Here is a 20,640-nt window from a genome sequence, read left to right as displayed (position 1 = left end):
ATCCCTTTATGCACTCGCCACAAGCATAAAATTTGGTCGCGAATGTTACCTTTTATTGGTAAAAAAAGATAGGGCAAAATTTTCTCAGTCCGTTAGAATGCCACCTCTTTTACTTAATATTTAACTAAAGTTGTTTTGTCCTTATGCGTGACTCATTTAAGTCAAGAATTGGATTCGTGTTAGCGGCGGCGGGGTCAGCCGTTGGTTTAGGTAACATTTGGGGGTTTCCGACCCAGGTTGCAAATCATGGCGGCGGCGCGTTTTTACTCGTCTATTTGTGTGTGATTTTTGTGCTTGCTATTCCTGCGCTTTATAGTGAGATGCTTATTGGTCATCACGCGCAAGCCAATCCAGTTCGCTCGCTCAAACAACTTAGCGAGGAACGCATGCGTCCGGTAGGCGCGACGATGGGGTTACTTAACGTCATTGGCTCGTGTTTAATGTTAAGTTTCTATCACATCGTTGCCGGTTGGATGTTAGTTCACGCACTGGGCTATCTTGCCACTGCCATGGGCTTGTCAGGCATTGCTGACTTTTTACTGACCGGCAGCATGGTGCGCGATCTGGTCTTTACCTCCGTGTTCTTAATTCTTACTGCCTCGGTTGTCCTTAAAGGCGTCGAACAAGGTATCGAACTCTGGTCAAAACGTTTGATGCCGCTGCTGGTTATTCTATTAGTCGGGCTCATCGTTTACATAGCCAGTTTACCCGGTGCAGGCGAAGGCTTTAAAACGTATCTGATTCCGGAGGTTCAACAGTTTACCGATCCCGATATTTATATAGCCGCCATGGGTCAGGCTTTTTTCTCGTTATCGATTGGTTTGGGCGGCATGATGATTTACGGCTCATATTTGCGTCCGGGTGCGCAATTGGGTCGTTTAAGTTTATCTGTAGCCGCGTTAGATACGTTGGTCGCATTCTTAGCGGGCTTGCTGATTATTCCTGCATTATTTGTCGCTATTAAATTGGGCGTTTCCGTTGAACAAGGCAACCAGTTTATTGGTGAAGGACAGTTGATATTCGCTGTTTTACCAGAACTGTTCGGCAGTATGGGCTTTGCCGGTTTATGGGTTGGCTTTGGCTTCTTTATTTTACTCAGCATAGCCGCACTCACATCAACCATGGCGCAGGCGGAGGTGCCGGTCTCCTATTTACTAGAAGAGCACGACTTACCACGTCCTGTCGCCGTCGCCATTGCCATGCTCGTTATCGCGCTGCTCGCGCTGTCCCTAGTGCTCTGGTTTGAGCCGCTGTTTGGCTGGGTGGTTACCGCCGTAACACAATTCCAATTACCGCTGTCGGGATTATTTTACTTGCTTGTTATCGGCTGGTTCTGGAAGCGCAGTAATCATGTTACAGCGTTGGCAGCGCAGGGATTGCGCTACCGTTTACTGCGTTGGCATTTACGCTATATCTGCCCGGTACTGATGGGGCTGGTTTTTTACCAAAGCGCTATTGCTTAACTGATTAAGGGCGCTGGCCAGCAAACTTCTGCTGCAGCGCCTCAGCCACTCGCGCATCCACGAACTCACCGACATCTCCGCCATGAAGTGCGACTTCCTTAACTAACGTGGAAGAAATAAACGAATTTTCTTCAGCCGGCGTGAGAAAAACACTCTCTAATTCTGGAAATAGACGACGATTCATATTGGCTAACTGGAATTCATACTCAAAGTCTGAGACGGCGCGCAATCCACGGATAAGCACCGAGGCTTCGTGGTCTTTAGCGAAGTTAACCAAAAGTCCTGAAAAGCCCACCACACGGACATTATCGAGCTTCTCAGTCACTTGTTGAGCTAATAGCACCCGTTCTTGCAAGCTAAATAACGGCTTCTTACTTGGACTTTCTGCTACACCGACGATGATCTCACTGAACAGGCTTGCAGCGCGCTCGATGAGGTCGGCGTGGCCATTAGTTATGGGATCAAAAGTGCCAGGATAAATAGCTCTACGGTGCATAGGTTCCTCGTTTTAACGTTGTGCAAACTTTACAGTACATCCTCAAAACTGGCTCATCTTTATAGCTTTTGCAAATTAGGGATGCGGCTTTCAGTGAACATGCGTAAAATACAGGGTAATGTTAAGAAAGCCAAATGACTGAACAGGATTTCGTAATGAACACAAATTTTTATCAGCACCTTAATGAGCAACTCGAGCAGACCAAATCAGACGGCCTGTACAAAAAAGAACGTGTTATCACTTCTGATCAAAGTTCTGAAATTACCGTTAATGGTCAACAAGTGTTGAACTTTTGTGCCAACAATTACTTAGGTCTTGCCAATCACCCTGACCTGATTAAAGCGGCCAAGCAAGGCCTTGATGAGCACGGTTTTGGTACTGCATCAGTGCGCTTTATTTGCGGCACGCAGGATATTCACAAAACCCTCGAAACGAAACTCAGTGACTTTCTGGGTACCGAAGACACGATTCTTTATTCTTCGTGTTTTGACGCCAATGGGGGTCTGTTTGAGACCTTGATGGGCCCAGAAGACGCTATTATCAGTGATGAGTTAAACCACGCCAGTATTATTGATGGCATCCGTCTTAGTAAAGCAAAACGCTACCGCTACAAAAACAATAATCTTGATGACCTTGAACAACAACTTAAACAAGCCGATGCCGATGGCGCACGTTTTAAGCTGATTGCGACTGATGGCGTGTTCTCAATGGACGGTGTTATTGCAGATTTAAAAGGCATTTGCGATTTAGCCGACAAATACGATGCCTTGGTAATGATGGATGACTGTCATGCAACCGGGTTCTTGGGCGCTAACGGTAAAGGTACCCATGAATACTGCGACGTTTTAGGTCGTGTTGATATCATCACGGGCACTCTAGGTAAAGCCTTAGGCGGGGCTTCAGGTGGTTACACATCGGGAAAAAAGGAAGTAATCGATTGGTTACGCCAACGTTCGCGTCCTTATTTATTCTCTAACTCAGTAGCGCCGGCTATCGTTCAAGCGTCTATTAAAGTGCTTGAAATGCTTGAGCACGGTAACGAATTGCGTGAGCAACTCTGGGACAACGCAACCTATTTCAGAACCGAAATGGAAGCGGCGGGCTTTACTCTGAGCGGTGCTGATCATGCGATTATTCCAGTCATGATTGGCGACGCACGCCTTGCTTCTGAAATGGCTGATCGTTTGCTCGAAGAAGGTATCTATGTCATCGGATTCTCATTCCCTGTCGTACCTAAGGGCAAAGCGCGTATTCGTACGCAAATGTCTGCGGCGCACACACGCGATCAACTTGACCGCACCATTGAAGCATTTACACGTATTGGTAAAGACCTCGGTGTTATTTAACACCGAGTCTAAGGACTGATTATGAAAGCATTAGCGAAATTGCATTCAAAACCGGGTATTTGGATGACCGACGTCGAGAAGCCGGAATATGGTTACAACGACGTTCTCATCAAAATTAAAAAGACCGCGATTTGCGGTACCGATGTCCACATTTATAAATGGGACGATTGGTCACAAAAAACGATTCCAGTGCCTATGGTTGTAGGCCACGAATACGTGGGTGAAGTAGCCGCCATGGGTGATGGCGTGCGCGGCTTTGAAGTCGGTGATCGTGTATCCGGTGAAGGGCATATTACCTGTGGTCACTGCCGCAACTGTCGTGCTGGACGCCGTCATTTGTGCCGCAATACCTATGGTGTTGGGGTCAACCGCCCAGGCGCGTTTGCCGAATATTTGGTTATCCCGGCCGATAACGCGTTTAAACTGCCAGATGATGTCACTGACGATATGGCGGCCATCATGGATCCGTTGGGTAACGCGGTGCATACCGCCCTTGCCTTTGATCTCGTTGGCGAGGATGTTCTGATTACCGGCGCAGGTCCAATCGGTATTATGGCGGCGGCAGTGGCTCGTCATGTTGGTGCGCGTCACGTGGTGATCACCGACGTGAACGAATACCGACTTGAGCTAGCCAAAAAGATGGGTGTAACTCGTGCCGTTAACGTGGCAGAAGAGAGTCTTAAAGACGTTATGTCAGAGCTGGGCATGAAAGAAGGCTTTGACGTAGGCTTAGAGATGTCCGGTGTACCATCAGCGTTCTCGCAAATGCTTGCGACGATGAACCATGGCGGTAAGGTTGCAATGTTAGGTATTCCACCTGAAAACGTTGCCATTGACTGGAACGAAGTTATCTTTAAGGGTCTGGTCATTAAAGGTATCTATGGTCGTGAAATGTTTGAAACTTGGTACAAAATGGCCAGTTTGCTGCAATCAGGCTTAGATATTTCACCGATTCTGACCCATCAAATGTCAGTCGATGACTACGAAGAGGGATTCGAAACCATGGTCTCGGGTCAGTCAGGTAAAGTCATTCTTAATTGGGACTAACGATGACTCAGTCTGTTCGTCATATTTCATTGGTAGAAGCCCACCAAGCATGGGCTTCGGACACCTCGCCCGTGTTCGTTGATATCAGAGACCCGCAATCCTTTCACGCGGGTCATATCCCTAATGCGCAACCGCTCAACAACGACAATATTGGTGACTTTCTAGCGAATACCGATAAAGACGCTCAAGTGATTGTCGTGTGTTACCACGGTATAAGCAGTCAACAAGCCGCGTTGGTGCTCGAATCCCAAGGTCTCACGCAAGTGAGTAGTATGGATGGCGGTTTTACCGCTTGGCAAGCGGCCTATCCAGACGCGGTCGAGCAGGGATAAATTAATGAAACGTTTACTCACAACTCAGGATGGCCCCTATCTTCAGCAGTTATATGCGTGGCTTCGTAGCCAAGGAATCCCTGTCAGCGTGAGTGAACGAAACGGTAAGCTAGATTTGTTACTGCATCAAAGCAGTTACGAAGCACGGGCACGCCAACTCATCGACGAGTTTAAGGCTGACCCCGATATTATCGCTGTTCAACAAAGCACAAAAAACCGCCAATTAGTGACTGATCTGATGAAAAACACAGGTTGGTTAACCCGTATCGTTGCCGTGATTTGCGTGCTTATGTTTATGGGCGTTATGGCGGGCGGTGATGCTTTTGTCCGTTACTTTATCATCAGCGATAGCTTTTCTCAGCTTCCGCTCGATGCACCTTGGCGCTTACTAACCCCCGCCTTTCTTCACTTTTCCGCTACCCACATCGTTTTTAACTTATTTTGGTGGTGGTATCTTGGCGGACGTATTGAGGTCTACTTAGGTACGCGCTGGTTGTTCGCGTTATTCGTGCTTACCGCCGTCAGTGCTAACGTTGTTCAGTTTTATGTGAGCGGTCCTAATTTTGGCGGCATGTCGGGTGTTGTTTACGGCCTGCTTGGATTTTGTTGGTTATACAGTGGGCAGCGTAACACACCGCTAAAGCTGCCGCCGGCACTCATCTTATTTATGCTTGGTTGGTTGATACTCGGGTATACCGATGTGCTTTGGGTCAATGTAGCTAATGAAGCTCACTTAGCTGGCTTAATAGCAGGCTGCATCGCTGGTATCACAGTTCGTCAACTGAAACCGAAGCCACGCTATTGATACAAGTATTTGGTGAAAATGACTTGTTTAATCACTGGGTTACCCGTTTCTTGCGTCATTAATTCTTGAGCCCGTTCAAAGCATTTCAAACGCAGTTGATCACGCCCTGTCATCGTTTTGATTTGATGTTCACTGGCGGTACTCAATATTTGAATGAACGCATCGCGTATCAGCGGTGCATGATGTTCCACCACACTCACATTCTTTGGATTATCAACCATCACCTCAACAGCGACTCGGATAAAGCCTAGCCGATACTCGTCTTTATCTTTCACAAAGTTGGTAATGATATCCGGTTCAAATCCGTAGTAGGCGACATCTTGCGCTCGCGCAATGCCAGCCGATAGTGTCGTTAAACTTAAAATCAATACGATGTTGATAAGCCAACGTTGCGGGATCATAATTCTATAGCCTTTATAATGTTTAACGGCAATGGCTTTGGTATGATAGCCAAAGAATATCTTAAGTACCAATAACTATGTCTGTACAATTTCTCAGTACTGAGCCTTGTCATTGGCAGCATGCCTCTGACGTCCACTTAAAGCCACTCGTCAGTGACTGGTTACTGGACGAAAAATCACTCACTGCCAAACTCAGTGCATTACCGGGCACTTTTGCGGTTGAACTCATCGGTCAAGCTGTAGCCTCCCCTTTTGCCAACGAACGCGCAGAGTTTCCCCAACAGACGCACTTCATAATTCGAGAAGTATTACTTAAGCTAGACGAACAGCCCTTTGTCTTTGCTCGCAGTGTTTTTCCTATATCGGCGGCCGACCATAAAAACCTTAATCTAGGTGAACTCGGCACTCAATCACTGGGCCAATCATTATTTAATCAATCCGATCTCAAGCGTTCGACATTTGAAGTCACTCAACTACCATTAGATCATGGTATCAGCCGAATTAATCGGTATTATTATCAGCAAAACGAAGCTATATGGGGTCGGCGAAGTCTATTCAACACTCAAGGGCAAAACGTTTTAGTCAGTGAATTCTTTTTAAGCCCCGTGCCGATATACTGAGGTAGTCAATGAATAAATTGAATAGCTATTGGCGTTTAATGCGTGCCGATCGACCGATAGGCACCTATTTGCTTGCATGGCCAACGCTGTGGGCATTGCTTATTGCGGGAGCCGGTAACCCGCCCCTCAAAGTCGTCGTCATTTTCATGTTAGGCACATTCCTAATGCGCTCGGCGGGCTGTGTGATTAATGACTTCGCCGATCGCAATCTTGACGGTCATGTCGAGCGCACAAAGTTACGCCCTCTTGCCGCTGGAGAGGTGAATAGCACAGAGGCCATTCTGTTGTTTTTCGGCCTATTATTACTCGCATTTCTACTGGTACTTCAGTTCAATACGCAAACCATTATGCTGGCTTTCGCAGCAGCGGGAGTCGCGTCACTATACCCGTTTTGCAAACGTTGGACGCAGCTCCCTCAAGTGGTACTCGGTATCGCCTTTAGCTTTGGCATTTTGATGGCCTTCAGTGCGCTCAACAATGATCAATGGTGGCTCGCAGGCGGTTTATTCTTTGCCAATATCGTTTGGACGATTGCCTACGATACTGAGTATGCTATGGCTGATCGGACGGATGACCTCAAAATTGGAATCAAAAGTACGGCTATCCTGTTTGGTCGTTACGATAGACTTATTATCGCTGGTTTACAGCTTGTCACTTTAATCATCCTCGCTTTGCTCTGGCATCAACTTAATGTGCAGTGGTACGCATGGGTTGGTCTTATTGCGGCGGCTGGCTTATTTGGTTATCAACATTGGATGATACGAGAACGCGCGCCTAAAGCCTGTTTCCAGGCTTTTCTGCATAATCATTATGTAGGGATGGTTATCGGCGTGAGTCTCGCGCTTCACTATTGGTATTAGTTAACCCGATTGATGGTCAACGCGGCTAATCTGCGCTGACCATCAATTGCTGGACCGACTGCCGAATGGTTTGCAGAATCGTCGGATCGAGCAGCTCGTCAATATCATCACTTAACGCGCCAATTTCTGGTGCAGCAACCTGATCACCATCATCATTCACTTGCAATAGTGACTGCGCCTTTAAACTTGCAATGAAACTGGTCATTACTTTTTTGTCATAAAACTCCGGCGCATCAATTCCATGAATCGAGCTAAGTCGCTCAGCAAGTGTTATCGACTGACGCTCAAGTTCGGCGCGTTTTATCGGCTGGGCTTGCTGTAACAACTCTAAAACGATTGCATACCGTTGCAGCGTCTCGCTCGCACTGCCAGCTAACAACTTAAGTTGCAACCAAGCAGCGGTCTCTCGGCTAGCAGCACGCACGGTTTCATCATCAAGGCTGACAAGCTGTTGACGAGCCAACTCCTCCACAATAGCACGCACCCATGTATCCAAATCGGCATCGTTATGAGACAGGAACAGCTCAGCCTGCAGCATCGGGTATACTGCTCTGCAACGCTCAACAATAGTTGTGACGTTCACTTTTTGCTTAGCATGAATCAATGATGCAATAACACCGGGTAATATCATTAAGTGAAGCACATTGTTACGATAATAAGTCATTGCGATGGCGTTAGCTGCATGCAGCGAAATCACCTGCCCCATCGAATCGTCTTGTACTTCAAACTTATCGGTACGTAGCGCCAACGACAGTAGCTCATCTGCGGACTGCTCTGGTACATTAACGTGATGCGTGTATGGCACTTCGCGAAGTAAATTCAGGTAAACATTAATTTGGGCAATCAGTTCTTCTCGCGTTAGCGCGTTATGCTCAGAACTTAATAACGCTAATGCAGTAAGATTAACGCTGTTGGCCGCCGCACAGTCGTTGATGCCGCGCATAACTTTCTCGGCTAAGCCATTGACGGTAGGTGTTAACCAACTGGGTCTTTCAGGCTCTTCAGCACCTCGTGTAACAGAACGCTGCCAATCATCAACATGATTATCTAGGTAGGCTTTCAAATCAATCGGCGATCCAAACGTGACAAACCCTTGACCAAAGTTCTTCAATTTGGTGACAGATTTAAGTACTTGGAACAACGACTCCTTCTCTTTATTTTTACCTTTAAGCTCTTTAAGGTAAGTCGCTACTTCCATTACGTGCTCATAACCTAAGTACACGGGTACAATTGAGATGGGTCGTTGTTGGCCTCGCAACATACCTTGCACAGTCATGGCAAACATACCCGTTTTAGGCGGCAGCAAGCGCCCGGTGCGTGAGCGCCCACCCTCGGTAAAATACTCAACGGGATAGCCCTTTTGAAACAACCAGCACAGGTACTCACGGAATACCGACGAATAGAGCTTATTGCCACGAAAGGAGCGACGAATAAAAAATGCACCACCACGACGGAAAATCGAACCGACCGGGAAGAAATTTAAATTGACGCCTGCTGCGATATGCGGCGGTACTAAACCTTGTTTATAGATGACGTAACTTAACAGTAAGTAGTCCATATGACTTCGATGACACGGCACGTATATAATTTCGTGACCTTGCTGAGCGAGCTTTCGGACTTCATCGGCACCACGCACATCAATACCGTTATAAATCCGACTCCACATCCATGTCATAAAGCGATCTAATATACGGACTAGGGTTTCGCTATAGTTCGCGGCTATTTCGTTGAGATAGCCTTTTGCCTTTTTTACTGCCTGCGCTTCATCCGCTTTATTCGAGCGTTGCTCATCTTTAATCGCTTTTTTAAGTGCCGGCGTTTCGAGTAGCTGGTTCATCAGCTCATTACGGTCGCTCAACTTAGGACCCGCCACCGCATAGCGCATACGCACAAAATGAACGCGTGCCACGCGCGCCAATTTATGTGCGATACGATAATCTGCGCCACTTTGACGACTCATCTGACCTAAACTTACAGGACGCGACATGCGGCACAGAACCTGACGCCCAGAGAACATGATCAACCAGAACTTTCGCAGATGACCGGGATTGTCTAAGTCACCCGTCATAGCATTGCCCGCATGCGCTTCTTGACCTGGCTTACGCCCCCAAAATACGCCCACAGGTAATAGCTGTACGTCGATGTCGGGGTCAGCCTGATGCGCTTCAAGTAGCGCTTGGAACTGCGACAACGCACGTGCAGAAGCACTGTCATCACGTTCGGGTAGTAACAGTACACGGTCAAATGACTTTCCATTGATATAGAGCGGCTGTTGCGGATCGGGTAGATTATTCTCTCGCGCAGCACGTTGCAGAATCGCAAAATCCGACTTAGCATTCGATCGCATCACGTATACCACAGGTGCACCGGTGATATCCGCTTGATCGGCCTCGGGTTTATCAATTATGGTCATTGCTCGTGTCATCCATCGAATAGGATGCTTTAAGAGCGCGTAACTCCAGCTCACCGCAGTCATGATATTCCTTGCTACCCTTGCGTTTAAAACAGTAAGACAATAATCATAACAATTCCGTTCTAAAAAGTCGTCGAATAAAATGACTTGCATATCAAAAATACCTGTATATACTCACAGTATACTGTACAGATAAACAGGTAACTGAAATGCGTCCACTGACTCCCAGACAAGCCGAAATTCTTGAGTTAATTAAAGATAACTTACAAGCAACCGGTATGCCGCCAACGCGCGCTGAAATAGCGAGTCGGTTGGGCTTTCGCTCAGCTAACGCCGCCGAAGAGCATTTAAAAGCTTTAGCTAAAAAAGGTGTCATTGAAATCATGCCCGGTATGTCACGCGGCATTCGATTAATCGGTGAGGATATTGAGGAAGAACTCGGTTTACCGCTGATTGGTCAAGTAGCGGCTGGTGAGCCTATCTTAGCGCAAGAGCATATTGAGCGGCACTACCAATTAGACGAATCCATGTTTTATCCCAGCGCGCAATTTTTGCTTCGTGTTAACGGGATGAGCATGAGAAATATTGGAATTTTGGACGGCGACCTACTAGCCGTCCATAAAACCGAACAAGCGCGAAATGGGCAGATTGTAGTCGCCCGCGTCGAAGACGAAGTCACAGTTAAACGATTTGAACAGAAAGGCCGACAAGTCTTGTTGCATCCAGAAAATGAAGAGTTTTCGACGATTGTTGTGGATCTCGCACAACAAGTTTTTGCAATCGAAGGACTTGCAGTCGGCATCATCCGTAATGGAGCTTCTTTATGAAAAGACTACAATCAGATTTCAGTAATCACCCTGGCATGTGGACATACAAAGCTCAACAACCAGAGACTATGACTGCCAACCTCGCTCCGTCAAGTCTATCGGCAGCACTTGAAGCCGCGGTCCACAGCATCGGACAACGTTGGATTACCGTCATTGGTGGGCATAGCCAGTTCATTCAACAGCTTGTCGATGCTGGTATTCCACGTCAGCGTATTCGATGGTTACGTCCGGGTAAAACTCACGATCGCGCTTGGGCACTTGAACAAGCCGTGTTATCCGGAACAAGCGATGTAGTTGTCGCATGGGTCAATGGATTCGATAAACGCGCTTTACAACGTATTCGTCTATCATCGCGTTTAAGCCAAACCCAAAGTTTTATGTTTGAAGAGGATGTATTAACCCCCCACCTGCACTAATCCCCCACTAAGGGTTAATACATTTCAGGCTGCTTCGGCAGCCTTTTTTTAACATTTATGGATACTTTTTAACCATTCGGCGTTTTTGATCTAGATCTTTGTGTAGATTTTAGTTAATAAATGATACTACCCAACTATATAAATTAGTATAACTTAAAAACTACAACAAAGAGTTGGTAGAGAAAGTGATTTCTGGGGAGATGCTGTTCCTTTTTCTGCTTACCTCTTTGTTCTTCCAAGCTAGCGTTTTGCTAAAGCAAAGAAGAATGAGAGGAGAAGTCACGTGAAAATGAAGCCGTTATGGGCACTACCCCTGTTGTATAGTGCATCTGCGCTATCCCAAGAGCGCAGCCTCAACCTCACGCAAGGTGTTACAGAAGTCAGTCGTGACGTGTACGACTTGCACATGACAGTATTTTATATCTGTTGTGTCATTGGTGTGGTGGTTTTTGGACTCATGTTTTATTCCATGATCCGACACCGCAAATCCCGCGGTCGCGAACCTGCAAAATTCCATGAGAACGTAAAAGTCGAGATTCTTTGGACCTTGATACCTTTCCTGATATTGGTTGGTATGGCGATTCCAGCGACTTCTACCCTAATTGCTATGGAAGATACCTCGGACGCTGACGTCACTATTCAGGTCACAGGCTCTCAATGGAAGTGGCACTACAAATATTTTGACCGTGAGGTCGAATTTTTTAGCCGTCTCGCAACTCAACAAGAACAAATAAGTAATAAGTTCGAGAAGAGCGAGAACTATCTTCGTGAAGTTGATAACCCCCTCGTTGTGCCGACGGGCGAAAAAGTTCGCTTCTTGGTCACTTCAGATGACGTCATCCACAGCTGGTGGGTGCCCGACTTTGCCGTCAAAAAGGATGCTAACCCCGGTTTTATCAATGAAGCTTGGACGCGTATTGATGAGCCAGGCATATACCGCGGCCAATGTGCTGAGCTATGTGGCAAGGACCACGGATTTATGCCCATCGTAGTCATTGCAAAAACCCCTGAAGACTATGCCAAGTGGATTGACGAAACCGAGGCCAAACAGATTGCTGAGCGAGAGCGCCAGCAAGAACTGCTCGATATGGAAATGTCGATGGATGAATTAATGGCAATGGGTGAGAAAATTTACAACAGCACCTGTGCAGCTTGCCACCAACCTAACGGTCAAGGCATTCCAGGCACCTTCCCAGCTCTTGCAGGCAGCCCCATAGCGTCTAAACCTGAAAATCTCGACAAGCACGTCGATATTGTTGTCCATGGCGTTCAGGGTTCTGCGATGCAAGCGTTTGCGCAGCAACTCACAATGCAAGAACTGGCTGCAGTAGTAACCTACGAGCGTAATGCTTGGGGCAACGATACTGGTGAAATGGTGCAAGCCGCTGACATCAACGCAGCGATAAATGAATAAGGAGACGGTGATGAGCACAGTAGTGGACGATCACAATCACGAAGCACACCACGATCATAAGCCGTCTGGCATTACTCGTTGGTTGTTTACCACAAACCACAAAGATATTGGGTCAATGTATTTGTGGTTCAGTTTAATTATGTTTTTTGTCGGCGGTGCGATGGCGATGGTCATTCGTGCCGAGTTATTTCAACCCGGCTTACAGTTAGTTGAGCCTCAGTTCTTTAATCAGATGACCACCGTACACGGTTTGGTTATGATCTTCGGTGCCGTTATGCCCGCTTTCACCGGCCTAGCCAACTGGATGGTACCGATGATGATAGGCGCGCCGGATATGGCGTTACCGCGTATGAATAACTGGAGCTTTTGGATCCTCCCATTTGCTTTTGTCATTCTTCTATCATCACTCTTTATGGAAGGCGGCGGTCCTGATTTTGGCTGGACGTTCTACGCACCACTGTCAACGACGTATAGTAACGACTCTACCGCACTATTCGTTTTCGCGGTTCATATCATGGGTATTTCATCCATCATGGGTGCGATCAACGTGATTGTAACCATCATCAACATGCGCGCCCCTGGCATGACCTATATGAAAATGCCGTTGTTTGTGTGGACTTGGTTGATTACGGCGTTCCTGTTGATTGCAGTGATGCCTGTGTTAGCGGGTGCGGTCACTATGGTACTTACCGATAAGTATTTCGGTACCAGTTTCTTTGACGCGGCCGGTGGGGGCGATCCGGTCATGTTCCAGCATATTTTCTGGTTCTTCGGCCACCCCGAAGTGTACATCATGATTTTACCGTCATTCGGTATCGTTTCTGCCATTATACCGGCGTTTTCTAGGAAGAAACTGTTTGGCTATTCATCCATGGTCTACGCAACCGCGTCCATTGCGATCCTCTCATTCCTAGTATGGGCTCACCATATGTTTACCACGGGCATGCCAGTATTTGCAGAGCTCTTCTTCATGTACTGCACAATGCTGATTGCCGTTCCGACGGGCGTCAAAGTATTTAACTGGGTTGCCACAATGTGGCGAGGCGCAATTTCATTTGAAGTACCTATGTTGTTTGCCCTCGCGTTCGTAATTTTATTCACGATTGGCGGATTTTCGGGCGTTATGTTGGCAATGACACCGGTCGACTTCCAGTACCATGACACTTACTTTGTTGTGGCGCATTTCCACTATGTATTGGTGACAGGTGCCATCTTCTCAATAATGGCAGCGAGTTATTATTGGTTGCCTAAGTGGAGCGGTCATATGTACGACACCACCTTGGCTCGCTTGCATTTTTGGAGTTCTTTGATATCGGTTAACGTGCTGTTCTTCCCAATGCACTTTGCTGGTTTAGCGGGTATGCCTCGTCGTATTCCTGACTACGCGGTGCAATTTGCCGATATCAACCAGATCACAAGTATCGGTGGCTTTGCCTTCGGGTTATCGCAGTTGATATTCCTTTGGTTGGTTATCAAGTGTGCTCGTGGGGGTGAAAAAGCACCTGCGAAGCCATGGGATGGTGCCGAAGGGCTTGAGTGGACAGTGCCCTCACCGGCGCCCTACCATACCTTTGAGACGCCACCCAAAGTGGAGTGATGGTTATGTCTAACCAAGGTCCTGATAACAGTAAAATCGTCAAACGCCTGCTGCTCACCGTAGCAGGCATGTTTGCCTTTGGTTTTGCATTGGTACCGCTGTACAACGTTTTTTGCGAGGTTACCGGCTTCAATGGCCGTACCAATAACGAGCCAGCAGCAGTCAGCCAGCACGAGGTTGATAAGAGCCGCACGGTGCGGGTTCAGTTTATTACTCGCACTGCACAGGGTATCCCGTGGAAGTTTGAGCCTGAGATTAAAGAAGTTCGTGTCCACCCGGGTGAAGTTCGCGTTGTTAACTTTTTAGCGTCGAACCCGACTCGCGATGACATGGTTGCTCAGGCAATTCCTTCCATTGCTCCTGCAGAGGCGTCGTTGTACCTAAATAAAGTCGAGTGCTTTTGCTTTAATCAGCAACCACTTGCCGCTGGCAATGACGCCGAAATGCCGATGCAGTTTTATATCGATCCTGAAATACCGGACCATATCACCACCTTTACCCTGTCATACACGCTGTATGATATGACAGCCAATGCGACGCCAGAGTCTCTGGCTTTGCTCGAGTCAACAGAATAAGGAATACGTCGTTATGGCAGAACAACAAAATTACTATGTTCCACCTTCCAGTATTTGGCCAATTGTCGGCGCACTGGGGTTAGGTCTGATCGCCTGGGGCGCTGCTCATACCGTTATCGAAACAACAAGCGATCAGCAAGGCTGGGGATCCCATGTCTTGTTTGCTGGGTTTGGTGTCATTGCTGTGATGCTATTTGGTTGGTTCCGCGACCAAATCAATGAGACCATGAGCGGACTTCACAGCGACCAACTCGACAACTCTTATAAACAAGGTATGAGTTGGTTTATCTTTTCCGAAGTCATGTTCTTTGCGGCCTTTTTTGGGGCACTCTTTTACGCAAGGATGATTGCCGTACCTTGGTTAGATGGGGCCAGCAATAATGTCATGACCGGCGAAGTATTGTGGCCAGAGTTTGTCGCACAGTGGCCCTTAGTAGAGACGCCCGGCGGCACAACAACACAAGCCATGGGTTGGTATGGCCTTCCTCTAATTAATACCGCCATATTGATTGCTAGTTCAGTTACCTGCCATTTTGCACACGTTGGTTTAGAGAAAAATAAACGCGGGCAATTAGCAGGTATGCTCAGCCTCACCATCATACTCGGTTTAATTTTCCTCTTTTTACAGGGTGCTGAATATATCCACGCTTATGAGGAACTGGGGCTAACGCTGCAATCAGGTGTTTACGGTAATACCTTTTATTTACTAACTGGATTTCACGGTATGCACGTGACCCTGGGTACGCTCATGCTTATTATCATGCTGCTACGCGTCCTCAAGGGCCACTTCACACCACAAAAACATTTCGCCTTCCAAGCTACAAGTTGGTATTGGCATTTTGTTGATGTGGTATGGATCTGCTTGTTTGTTATCGTCTATGTGCTGTAGTTGTTAATACGGTCGAGGATGAAACGGCAGGAACCCCGCATATGCCGCGATCACCATAAGCAGTAACACGATCGCGGCAATACCCACTCGACGTCCTAAATAGCGTGACATAGGTGGTTTTTCAGGGTCATTGCTCAACATTACAAATAGAGCGCGAAATAAATTAAAAATCATGTAAAGAAGAAGCGCGACAATAATGAGTTTGAAAAGAAGTAACATAAAAATCCCCTTGGTAGCGTCAATAGTTACTTTGATTGCTATTGCCATTTTGGTCAAGCTGGGATTCTGGCAACTCGATCGCGCCCAACAGAAGCAAAAACTGTTCGCCGATTTTGCGCAGGCTCAGGCTATGCAGGCGCGCCCGCTCGCGCAGCGACTATCGAGTACCACGCAACTCACTCGTTTCGAATTGGTCAGCATTACAGGACGATTTGACACTCAACGCTATTTTCTAATCGATAATCAGATGGTCGATGGTCAACCGGGCTACCACGTCATTGCTTTACTCAAGAGCCAGCAATTGCGCGAACGACTCCCCGTTAACTTAGGCTGGATTAAAGCTCCCCGCTCAAGAGCCGAGATTCCAACGGTCGAGCTACCGCAGCAAGAATTAACATTAGAGGGCTTAGTTCGCATCCCACAAGCAAACCAATTTATTTCGCAAGTGTTTGAGGAACAACAAACGGCTTGGCCTAGACGAGTACAGGAGTTTATCCCTCAAACAATCAGTGAGTACACAGGAATCGAACTCAAGCCTTATGAACTGTTGTTGGTTTCACCACAACTGAAGGGCTTTCGACAACAGTGGGAGCCACAAGTGATGGAACCTGCTAAACATCAGGCTTACGCTGTGCAATGGTTTTCACTCGCTATTGCCTGCTTAGTGGTATACCTTGTAGTGCTATATAAATTAAATAAAACAAAACAAGAGGAGACACCATGAGCTCCCTCACACGCTCACAACGCACACTGCTCATTGTTATTGCTGTATTTGCACTGCCGGTCATAGGCGCATGGCTGACACTTAAGACACACTGGTATCAACCCGCTACCAATAAAGGCGTGTTGCTTGAACAACCGCTCGCTTTGTCGCAACTCGAAGCGTTACCGGAAGGTTGGCGCGTTGCTTATCGGATGCCAAACCAATGTAATGAACAATGTAAAAATACACTTTACGTACTCGGTCAGCTTGATGTCGCTTTGGGTAAAGACAGTGATCGTGTCACCCCTATTATTCTATCGCGGCAAATGTTGCCAGAGCAGCGCGAGCTACCCCACTGGGATGATATCGTTGCAGTACAATCAAAAGCGCTTATCGATGCCGTTGAAAGCATTCCATTCGATCATGTATTTATCATCGACCCGCAAGGTCATGTGATGTTGCACTACCCGACTCATACCGAGCACGAAACTATGGTTATGGAAGGCAAAAATATTCTGGCTGACCTTCGTAAAATGTTAAAACTCTCTCGGATTGGGTAGGATAAGCTCATGCGCATGCTTGTTAAAATCAGTTTAATTTTGGCATTTTGTGTCATTGTTTTGGGTGCTTTTACGCGGCTTACAGAGGCAGGTTTAGGCTGTCCCGACTGGCCAGGGTGCTATGGCTTTATGAGTGTTCCTACTCAAGAACATCACGTCGCCGAAGCACAAATGCGTTTTCCAGATTCGCCGCTTGAGCATCATAAAGCTTGGAATGAAATGATTCACCGCTATTTTGCCGGTGCTTTGGGTGTTTTAATCCTCTTTATTGCGATTGGGTCTTTACTTAAAAAGCGCTCTACTTTTGAGTCAAAGCCAGCGCCAAAGAAATTACCCTTGTTTATATTACTATTAGTCATCTTCCAAGCCACACTGGGCATGTTAACCGTTACCATGAATCTTCAGCCGCTCATCGTCATGGGTCACTTACTCGGCGGCTTTAGCGTGCTCTCACTACTATTTTTGCTGTCACTGCGCTTAGAGCCTTATCGACTCGGGGGAGGCGATCCGGAACTGCGGAAGTACCGTGGTTTGGCATTATTTGCGCTACTGGTTGTCATTGGTCAAATTGCATTAGGTGGCTGGGTAGCCGCTAACTATGCGGCGGTCGCTTGTACCGAACTGCCATTTTGTGAGGGTGATTGGGCGGCTCAACTCGATTTTACTGGCGCGTTTAGTATACCCGAGGCAACGAGTTATCAATTTGGCGCGCATGATTACGACGATCGAATGACGATGCACATCATGCATCGTTTTGGCGCAATCTTTACTACACTGGTATTAGCTTGGCTCCTGTTTAAATGTTGGCGCAAAGCCCAATCTGGCTTTTTCCGTCGCTCATTAAGTTGGGTCTCTTTGTTGCTCGTCATCCAACTGTGTGTAGGCTTAAGCAATGTGCTTTATAGCCTGCCCTTACCGGTGGCGGTTGCTCATAACGCGGTAGGTGCACTGTTGCTGCTATCGCTCGTTGCACTTAATTATAATCTTTCACGCAAAGCGTAAGAGGTGTTTATGCAAACAATAACAAGCAATAAAAAGCTCGAACACCAGACCATCAAATGGCGCGAATATCTAGAGCTCACTAAGCCACGTGTGGTGGCCATGCTACTCCTGACGGCTGTGGTTGGTATGTGTTTGTCGACGCAAGGCACATTGCCTGTTTGGACTCTGATACCGGCGCTCGTGGGTATTGGCCTGATGTCAGCCGCCGCAGCGGCGATTAATCATTTAGTCGACCGCCATATTGACGCCAAGATGGCCAGAACTTTACGTCGTCCGCTACCACAAGGCAGTCTCTCACCTACTCGCGTGTTGACCTTTGCAGCGGTATTGGGCTCGGTAGGATTTGTCATGTTGTACGCGTGGGTAAACCCGCTAACCGCTTGGCTAACGTTTGCTAGCATGGTTGGTTACGCAGTGGTCTACACCATGTTTTTAAAGCGCGCCACGCCACAAAATATTGTAATCGGTGGTCTGGCAGGTGCCGCGCCACCGCTGTTGGGTTGGACAGCGATGACCAATGAGATCCACGGTTTTGCGATTCTTTTAGTCATGATCGTGTTTACTTGGACGCCGCCCCATTTTTGGGCTCTCGCCGTGCACCGTGAAAAGGATTACGCGCGCGCTAAAGTTCCCATGCTACCCGTCACGCACGGTATTGAGTTCACCAAAACCTGTATTTTCTTATATACCATCTTGTTGACTGTAGTATGCCTGCTGCCCTATTTAGTCGGTATGTCTGGAGCCCTCTATTTGGTTGGTTCGACTGCGCTAAACTTGGTGTTCTTGGGCTATGCGTGGAAGCTTAAATATGCGCCTGAAAAGAATACAGCGTATAGCATGTTTACCTTCTCCATCTGGCATCTCATGCTGATGTTTGTCATCTTGCTATTCGACCATTATTTATAAGGATTACCGATGAGTTCACGCTGGTTGATTATCGTAGGTGGATTACTCGCAGCAGTAGCCGGCCTATTTGCCTTTATTAATATGCCGCAAGAGCAGCCCGAAGCGTTGGTATATCAGCCACCACGAGCGCTCGCGCCGTTTGAACTCGAGTCCACGGCCGCACCGACTAAAATTGATAGTGAGGCACTCAAGGGACAATGGACCTTACTTTTTACTGGGTATACTTATTGTCCCGACATTTGCCCCACGACACTGTCATCGCTAAAAAGTATCTTGCCGCAACTACAAAAACACGCTGAGAAACCAGTTAAAGTATGGATGATTTCTGTCGACCCTCAGCGCGACTCACTCGATCGGTTAAAAGAGTACACAGGTTACTTTGGCGAACAATTCGTCGGCGTACGCGCAGAACACCCTCAGTTGTTTCCCTTTGTACGCGACTTGGGCTTGATGTACTCAGTTCCTGAAGAAGGCGAGGAAAACTATCTCGTTAATCATAGCGCCGCTATTATATTGGTTAACCCAGATGGTAAGCGGCTCGCGATCTTTAATGCGACCCACGAGCCTGGCGCTATTCCAACGGTTGATATGGAACAGCTTGTCCGTGACTTTGCTATATTAGCGGGTTAGTCGGGCCAGGTACCTTGGCTATCGGGGCGAATGAGCGCGACCGAAAACCAATGATAACCGCCACTGGTACTCGGCGCTGTGCAATTAATACGAGAGCGTCCAATCGGGATGTCGCTCTTGGGGGTCACACTAAATTGCATTTCAGAGTCCCAGTGAGGCTCAAGCACATCACTCCCTGCAAAGCAGCGCAGCGCATTCGTGTTCATTCCCTCTGCCTTACTAAGTTCAACCGTCACAGTCGGGCGCGTTTCGGAATGAGATACTAACGGATCGGCCGGCGTATAATGGGTGACAGCCATAGGTAGACTATTCAGTTTGACCGACAGCGTCTCTAAGTTAGCGTAGCGTCCTGACGCTGGAAAACGTGGGATCGCTGTAGCTGGGCTCCATTGACTCCAAGCCCCTGAATGCTGAGCAAACCCTTTAAAGCCCCAGTCCTCTAATAGCTTCTCAAGTGCCGGCGAGTATTCGCCGTAAGGATAGGCAAAGTACTTAGGTTGTTCACCTAACTGGGCATCAATCGCTTGTTGCGCCGAAACAACATCCTGCTTCATTCGCGCCTGCCACTGCGCCTCTGATTCGTTTTCATTGCGACGAATTAAGTGATCATGAGTCTGTCCATGGTTCACGATGGTCGCGCCTTCGGCGTCGATCGTTTTCAACTGTTGCCAACTCATATAGGCAGACGGATGGGCTTCAAGTAAATCAGGATTGACGAAAACAGCGTACGGAAACCCATATTCCTTAAGTTTCGGATGGGCATTTTCAAGTACATTGTCATATCCGTCATCAAACGTTATCACCACCGTTTTACGTGGAATAGTTGCGCCTGCATCGATCCATTCCGCGGCTTGCTCGATAGCAACCACATTAAAATCATGCTCTTTCAAATAACGTAGGTGCTGCTCAAACTGGTCGGGGGTAATAGATGTGACTGCGGGCGTAGTCGCCGACACATGATGATATTGAAGCACATGCACACCAGGGTATTCCTCGCTAGCCGAGCCCGCACATGCAGAAAAGCTTATTAACCCTGTCATGGTTAGAAAAAGTTTTAATAATTTCATCAAACTATCCAGAAAGTTACCGGTGAATGTTACATTAATACCAGTCTACATG

At 47.5% G+C, this 20,640-nt stretch carries 23 protein-coding genes; 18 read left to right on the top strand and 5 right to left on the bottom strand.

The genetic code is table 11. The features are described 5' to 3' along the window. The first annotated feature begins 143 nt into the window (after positions 1-143). Positions 144-1,463 carry a sodium-dependent transporter gene (locus BFR57_RS05190; protein ID WP_071462973.1) on the top strand — a complete coding sequence of 440 codons (1,320 nt, stop codon included), beginning with the start codon at positions 144-146 and terminating at the stop codon, positions 1,461-1,463. 4 nt (positions 1,464-1,467) lie between these two features. Here the strand turns inward: BFR57_RS05190 and coaD are convergent, their stop codons facing one another. After that, positions 1,468-1,959, bottom strand: coding sequence for a pantetheine-phosphate adenylyltransferase (gene coaD / locus BFR57_RS05185; protein WP_071462972.1), 492 nt, complete (start codon positions 1,957-1,959; stop codon positions 1,468-1,470). A 155-nt stretch (positions 1,960-2,114) separates the two neighbouring features. Here coaD and BFR57_RS05180 point away from each other — a divergent pair, with 155 nt between their 5' ends. The 4 genes from BFR57_RS05180 to BFR57_RS05165 are packed head-to-tail and all read left to right on the top strand — an operon-like array spanning position 2,115 to position 5,489. Next, positions 2,115-3,305, top strand: coding sequence for a glycine C-acetyltransferase (locus BFR57_RS05180; RefSeq protein WP_071462971.1), 1,191 nt, complete (start codon positions 2,115-2,117; stop codon positions 3,303-3,305). Positions 3,306-3,326: 21 nt separating this feature from the next. Then, the gene (gene tdh, locus BFR57_RS05175) at positions 3,327-4,352 is read left to right on the top strand and encodes an L-threonine 3-dehydrogenase (RefSeq protein WP_071462970.1); all 1,026 of its coding nucleotides are present in this window, start codon (positions 3,327-3,329) and stop codon (positions 4,350-4,352) included. Between the two features lie 2 nt (positions 4,353-4,354). Next, on the top strand, positions 4,355-4,684 hold the full coding sequence (gene glpE / locus BFR57_RS05170; RefSeq protein WP_071462969.1) for a thiosulfate sulfurtransferase GlpE: 330 nt from the start codon (positions 4,355-4,357) through the stop codon (positions 4,682-4,684). Between the two features lie 4 nt (positions 4,685-4,688). Beyond that, positions 4,689-5,489, top strand: a complete 801-nt coding sequence (locus tag BFR57_RS05165; RefSeq protein ID WP_071462968.1) for a rhomboid family intramembrane serine protease — start codon at positions 4,689-4,691, stop codon at positions 5,487-5,489. Here the strand turns inward: BFR57_RS05165 and BFR57_RS05160 are convergent. After that, entirely contained in the window at positions 5,483-5,890 is a 408-nt protein-coding gene (locus tag BFR57_RS05160; protein ID WP_071462967.1) for a flagellar basal body-associated protein FliL, read from the bottom strand. The genes BFR57_RS05165 and BFR57_RS05160 overlap by 7 nt on opposite strands. 77 nt (positions 5,891-5,967) lie before the next feature. Between BFR57_RS05160 and BFR57_RS05155 the strand changes: the two genes are divergently transcribed. Next, complete coding sequence (locus BFR57_RS05155) at positions 5,968-6,510, top strand: chorismate lyase (protein WP_071462966.1); 543 nt, start codon at positions 5,968-5,970, stop codon at positions 6,508-6,510. Positions 6,511-6,518: 8 nt separating this feature from the next. Continuing rightward, positions 6,519-7,370 (top strand): 4-hydroxybenzoate octaprenyltransferase, encoded by an 852-nt coding sequence (gene ubiA, locus BFR57_RS05150; protein ID WP_071462965.1) that lies wholly within the window; start codon positions 6,519-6,521, stop codon positions 7,368-7,370. Between the two features lie 25 nt (positions 7,371-7,395). On the opposite strand, the gene plsB is transcribed toward ubiA, so the two are convergent. Further along, on the bottom strand, positions 7,396-9,846 hold the full coding sequence (gene plsB / locus BFR57_RS05145) for a glycerol-3-phosphate 1-O-acyltransferase PlsB (RefSeq protein WP_071462964.1): 2,451 nt from the start codon (positions 9,844-9,846) through the stop codon (positions 7,396-7,398). Between the two features lie 146 nt (positions 9,847-9,992). Here plsB and lexA point away from each other — a divergent pair, with 146 nt between their 5' ends. The 6 genes from lexA (at position 9,993) to BFR57_RS05115 (ending at position 15,501) form a co-directional block, all read left to right on the top strand. Continuing rightward, positions 9,993-10,610 carry a transcriptional repressor LexA gene (gene lexA / locus BFR57_RS05140; protein WP_071462963.1) on the top strand — a complete coding sequence of 206 codons (618 nt, stop codon included), beginning with the start codon at positions 9,993-9,995 and terminating at the stop codon, positions 10,608-10,610. Beyond that, entirely contained in the window at positions 10,607-11,026 is a 420-nt protein-coding gene (locus BFR57_RS05135) for a hypothetical protein (RefSeq protein WP_071462962.1), read from the top strand. The genes lexA and BFR57_RS05135 overlap by 4 nt, the downstream gene beginning before the upstream one ends. A 289-nt stretch (positions 11,027-11,315) precedes the next feature. Continuing rightward, the gene (gene coxB / locus BFR57_RS05130; protein ID WP_071462961.1) at positions 11,316-12,440 is read left to right on the top strand and encodes a cytochrome c oxidase subunit II; all 1,125 of its coding nucleotides are present in this window, start codon (positions 11,316-11,318) and stop codon (positions 12,438-12,440) included. 10 nt (positions 12,441-12,450) lie between these two features. Next, complete coding sequence (gene ctaD / locus BFR57_RS05125) at positions 12,451-14,037, top strand: cytochrome c oxidase subunit I (RefSeq protein WP_071462960.1); 1,587 nt, start codon at positions 12,451-12,453, stop codon at positions 14,035-14,037. 5 nt (positions 14,038-14,042) lie between these two features. After that, a complete protein-coding gene (locus tag BFR57_RS05120; protein ID WP_071463845.1) occupies positions 14,043-14,612 on the top strand; it encodes a cytochrome c oxidase assembly protein in 570 nt (189 codons plus the stop codon). A gap of 13 nt (positions 14,613-14,625) precedes the next feature. Beyond that, positions 14,626-15,501, top strand: a complete 876-nt coding sequence (locus BFR57_RS05115) for a cytochrome c oxidase subunit 3 (protein ID WP_071462959.1) — start codon at positions 14,626-14,628, stop codon at positions 15,499-15,501. A 3-nt stretch (positions 15,502-15,504) separates the two neighbouring features. On the opposite strand, the gene BFR57_RS05110 is transcribed toward BFR57_RS05115, so the two are convergent. After that, entirely contained in the window at positions 15,505-15,720 is a 216-nt protein-coding gene (locus BFR57_RS05110; RefSeq protein ID WP_006953847.1) for a DUF2909 domain-containing protein, read from the bottom strand. Positions 15,721-15,730: 10 nt separating this feature from the next. On the opposite strand from BFR57_RS05110, the gene BFR57_RS05105 reads away from it, so the two are divergent. From BFR57_RS05105 to BFR57_RS05085, 5 genes are read left to right on the top strand one after another with little or no spacing between them, the layout of a single operon-like run. Further along, positions 15,731-16,444 (top strand): SURF1 family protein, encoded by a 714-nt coding sequence (locus tag BFR57_RS05105; protein ID WP_216096895.1) that lies wholly within the window; start codon positions 15,731-15,733, stop codon positions 16,442-16,444. Continuing rightward, a complete protein-coding gene (locus tag BFR57_RS05100; protein WP_071462957.1) occupies positions 16,441-16,983 on the top strand; it encodes a hypothetical protein in 543 nt (180 codons plus the stop codon). The genes BFR57_RS05105 and BFR57_RS05100 overlap by 4 nt, the downstream gene beginning before the upstream one ends. Positions 16,984-16,992: 9 nt before the next feature. After that, on the top strand, positions 16,993-17,985 hold the full coding sequence (locus tag BFR57_RS05095) for a heme A synthase (protein WP_071462956.1): 993 nt from the start codon (positions 16,993-16,995) through the stop codon (positions 17,983-17,985). Positions 17,986-17,994: 9 nt separating this feature from the next. Further along, the gene (gene cyoE / locus BFR57_RS05090; protein ID WP_071462955.1) at positions 17,995-18,891 is read left to right on the top strand and encodes a heme o synthase; all 897 of its coding nucleotides are present in this window, start codon (positions 17,995-17,997) and stop codon (positions 18,889-18,891) included. A gap of 9 nt (positions 18,892-18,900) precedes the next feature. Beyond that, positions 18,901-19,521, top strand: a complete 621-nt coding sequence (locus BFR57_RS05085) for an SCO family protein (RefSeq protein ID WP_071462954.1) — start codon at positions 18,901-18,903, stop codon at positions 19,519-19,521. On the opposite strand, the gene BFR57_RS05080 is transcribed toward BFR57_RS05085, so the two are convergent. Then, positions 19,518-20,588, bottom strand: a complete 1,071-nt coding sequence (locus BFR57_RS05080) for a polysaccharide deacetylase family protein (protein ID WP_071462953.1) — start codon at positions 20,586-20,588, stop codon at positions 19,518-19,520. The genes BFR57_RS05085 and BFR57_RS05080 overlap by 4 nt on opposite strands. Between the last annotated feature and the right edge of the window lie 52 nt (positions 20,589-20,640).

The sequence above is a fragment of the Idiomarina sp. MD25a genome, assembly GCF_001870515.1.
Taxonomy (GTDB): Bacteria; Pseudomonadota; Gammaproteobacteria; order Enterobacterales; family Alteromonadaceae; genus Idiomarina.
This window is presented reverse-complemented; position numbering and strand designations above follow the sequence as displayed.

Coding starts and splice junctions, on each gene's coding strand:
- BFR57_RS05190 (WP_071462973.1), top strand. CDS start 144: ATGCGTGACTCATTTAAGTCAAGAATTGGATTCGTGTTAGCGGCGGCG.
- coaD (WP_071462972.1), bottom strand. CDS start 1,959: ATGCACCGTAGAGCTATTTATCCTGGCACTTTTGATCCCATAACTAAT.
- BFR57_RS05180 (WP_071462971.1), top strand. CDS start 2,115: ATGAACACAAATTTTTATCAGCACCTTAATGAGCAACTCGAGCAGACC.
- tdh (WP_071462970.1), top strand. CDS start 3,327: ATGAAAGCATTAGCGAAATTGCATTCAAAACCGGGTATTTGGATGACC.
- glpE (WP_071462969.1), top strand. CDS start 4,355: ATGACTCAGTCTGTTCGTCATATTTCATTGGTAGAAGCCCACCAAGCA.
- BFR57_RS05165 (WP_071462968.1), top strand. CDS start 4,689: ATGAAACGTTTACTCACAACTCAGGATGGCCCCTATCTTCAGCAGTTA.
- BFR57_RS05160 (WP_071462967.1), bottom strand. CDS start 5,890: ATGATCCCGCAACGTTGGCTTATCAACATCGTATTGATTTTAAGTTTA.
- BFR57_RS05155 (WP_071462966.1), top strand. CDS start 5,968: ATGTCTGTACAATTTCTCAGTACTGAGCCTTGTCATTGGCAGCATGCC.
- ubiA (WP_071462965.1), top strand. CDS start 6,519: ATGAATAAATTGAATAGCTATTGGCGTTTAATGCGTGCCGATCGACCG.
- plsB (WP_071462964.1), bottom strand. CDS start 9,846: ATGACTGCGGTGAGCTGGAGTTACGCGCTCTTAAAGCATCCTATTCGA.
- lexA (WP_071462963.1), top strand. CDS start 9,993: ATGCGTCCACTGACTCCCAGACAAGCCGAAATTCTTGAGTTAATTAAA.
- BFR57_RS05135 (WP_071462962.1), top strand. CDS start 10,607: ATGAAAAGACTACAATCAGATTTCAGTAATCACCCTGGCATGTGGACA.
- coxB (WP_071462961.1), top strand. CDS start 11,316: ATGAAGCCGTTATGGGCACTACCCCTGTTGTATAGTGCATCTGCGCTA.
- ctaD (WP_071462960.1), top strand. CDS start 12,451: ATGAGCACAGTAGTGGACGATCACAATCACGAAGCACACCACGATCAT.
- BFR57_RS05120 (WP_071463845.1), top strand. CDS start 14,043: ATGTCTAACCAAGGTCCTGATAACAGTAAAATCGTCAAACGCCTGCTG.
- BFR57_RS05115 (WP_071462959.1), top strand. CDS start 14,626: ATGGCAGAACAACAAAATTACTATGTTCCACCTTCCAGTATTTGGCCA.
- BFR57_RS05110 (WP_006953847.1), bottom strand. CDS start 15,720: ATGTTACTTCTTTTCAAACTCATTATTGTCGCGCTTCTTCTTTACATG.
- BFR57_RS05100 (WP_071462957.1), top strand. CDS start 16,441: ATGAGCTCCCTCACACGCTCACAACGCACACTGCTCATTGTTATTGCT.
- BFR57_RS05095 (WP_071462956.1), top strand. CDS start 16,993: ATGCGCATGCTTGTTAAAATCAGTTTAATTTTGGCATTTTGTGTCATT.
- cyoE (WP_071462955.1), top strand. CDS start 17,995: ATGCAAACAATAACAAGCAATAAAAAGCTCGAACACCAGACCATCAAA.
- BFR57_RS05085 (WP_071462954.1), top strand. CDS start 18,901: ATGAGTTCACGCTGGTTGATTATCGTAGGTGGATTACTCGCAGCAGTA.
- BFR57_RS05080 (WP_071462953.1), bottom strand. CDS start 20,588: ATGAAATTATTAAAACTTTTTCTAACCATGACAGGGTTAATAAGCTTT.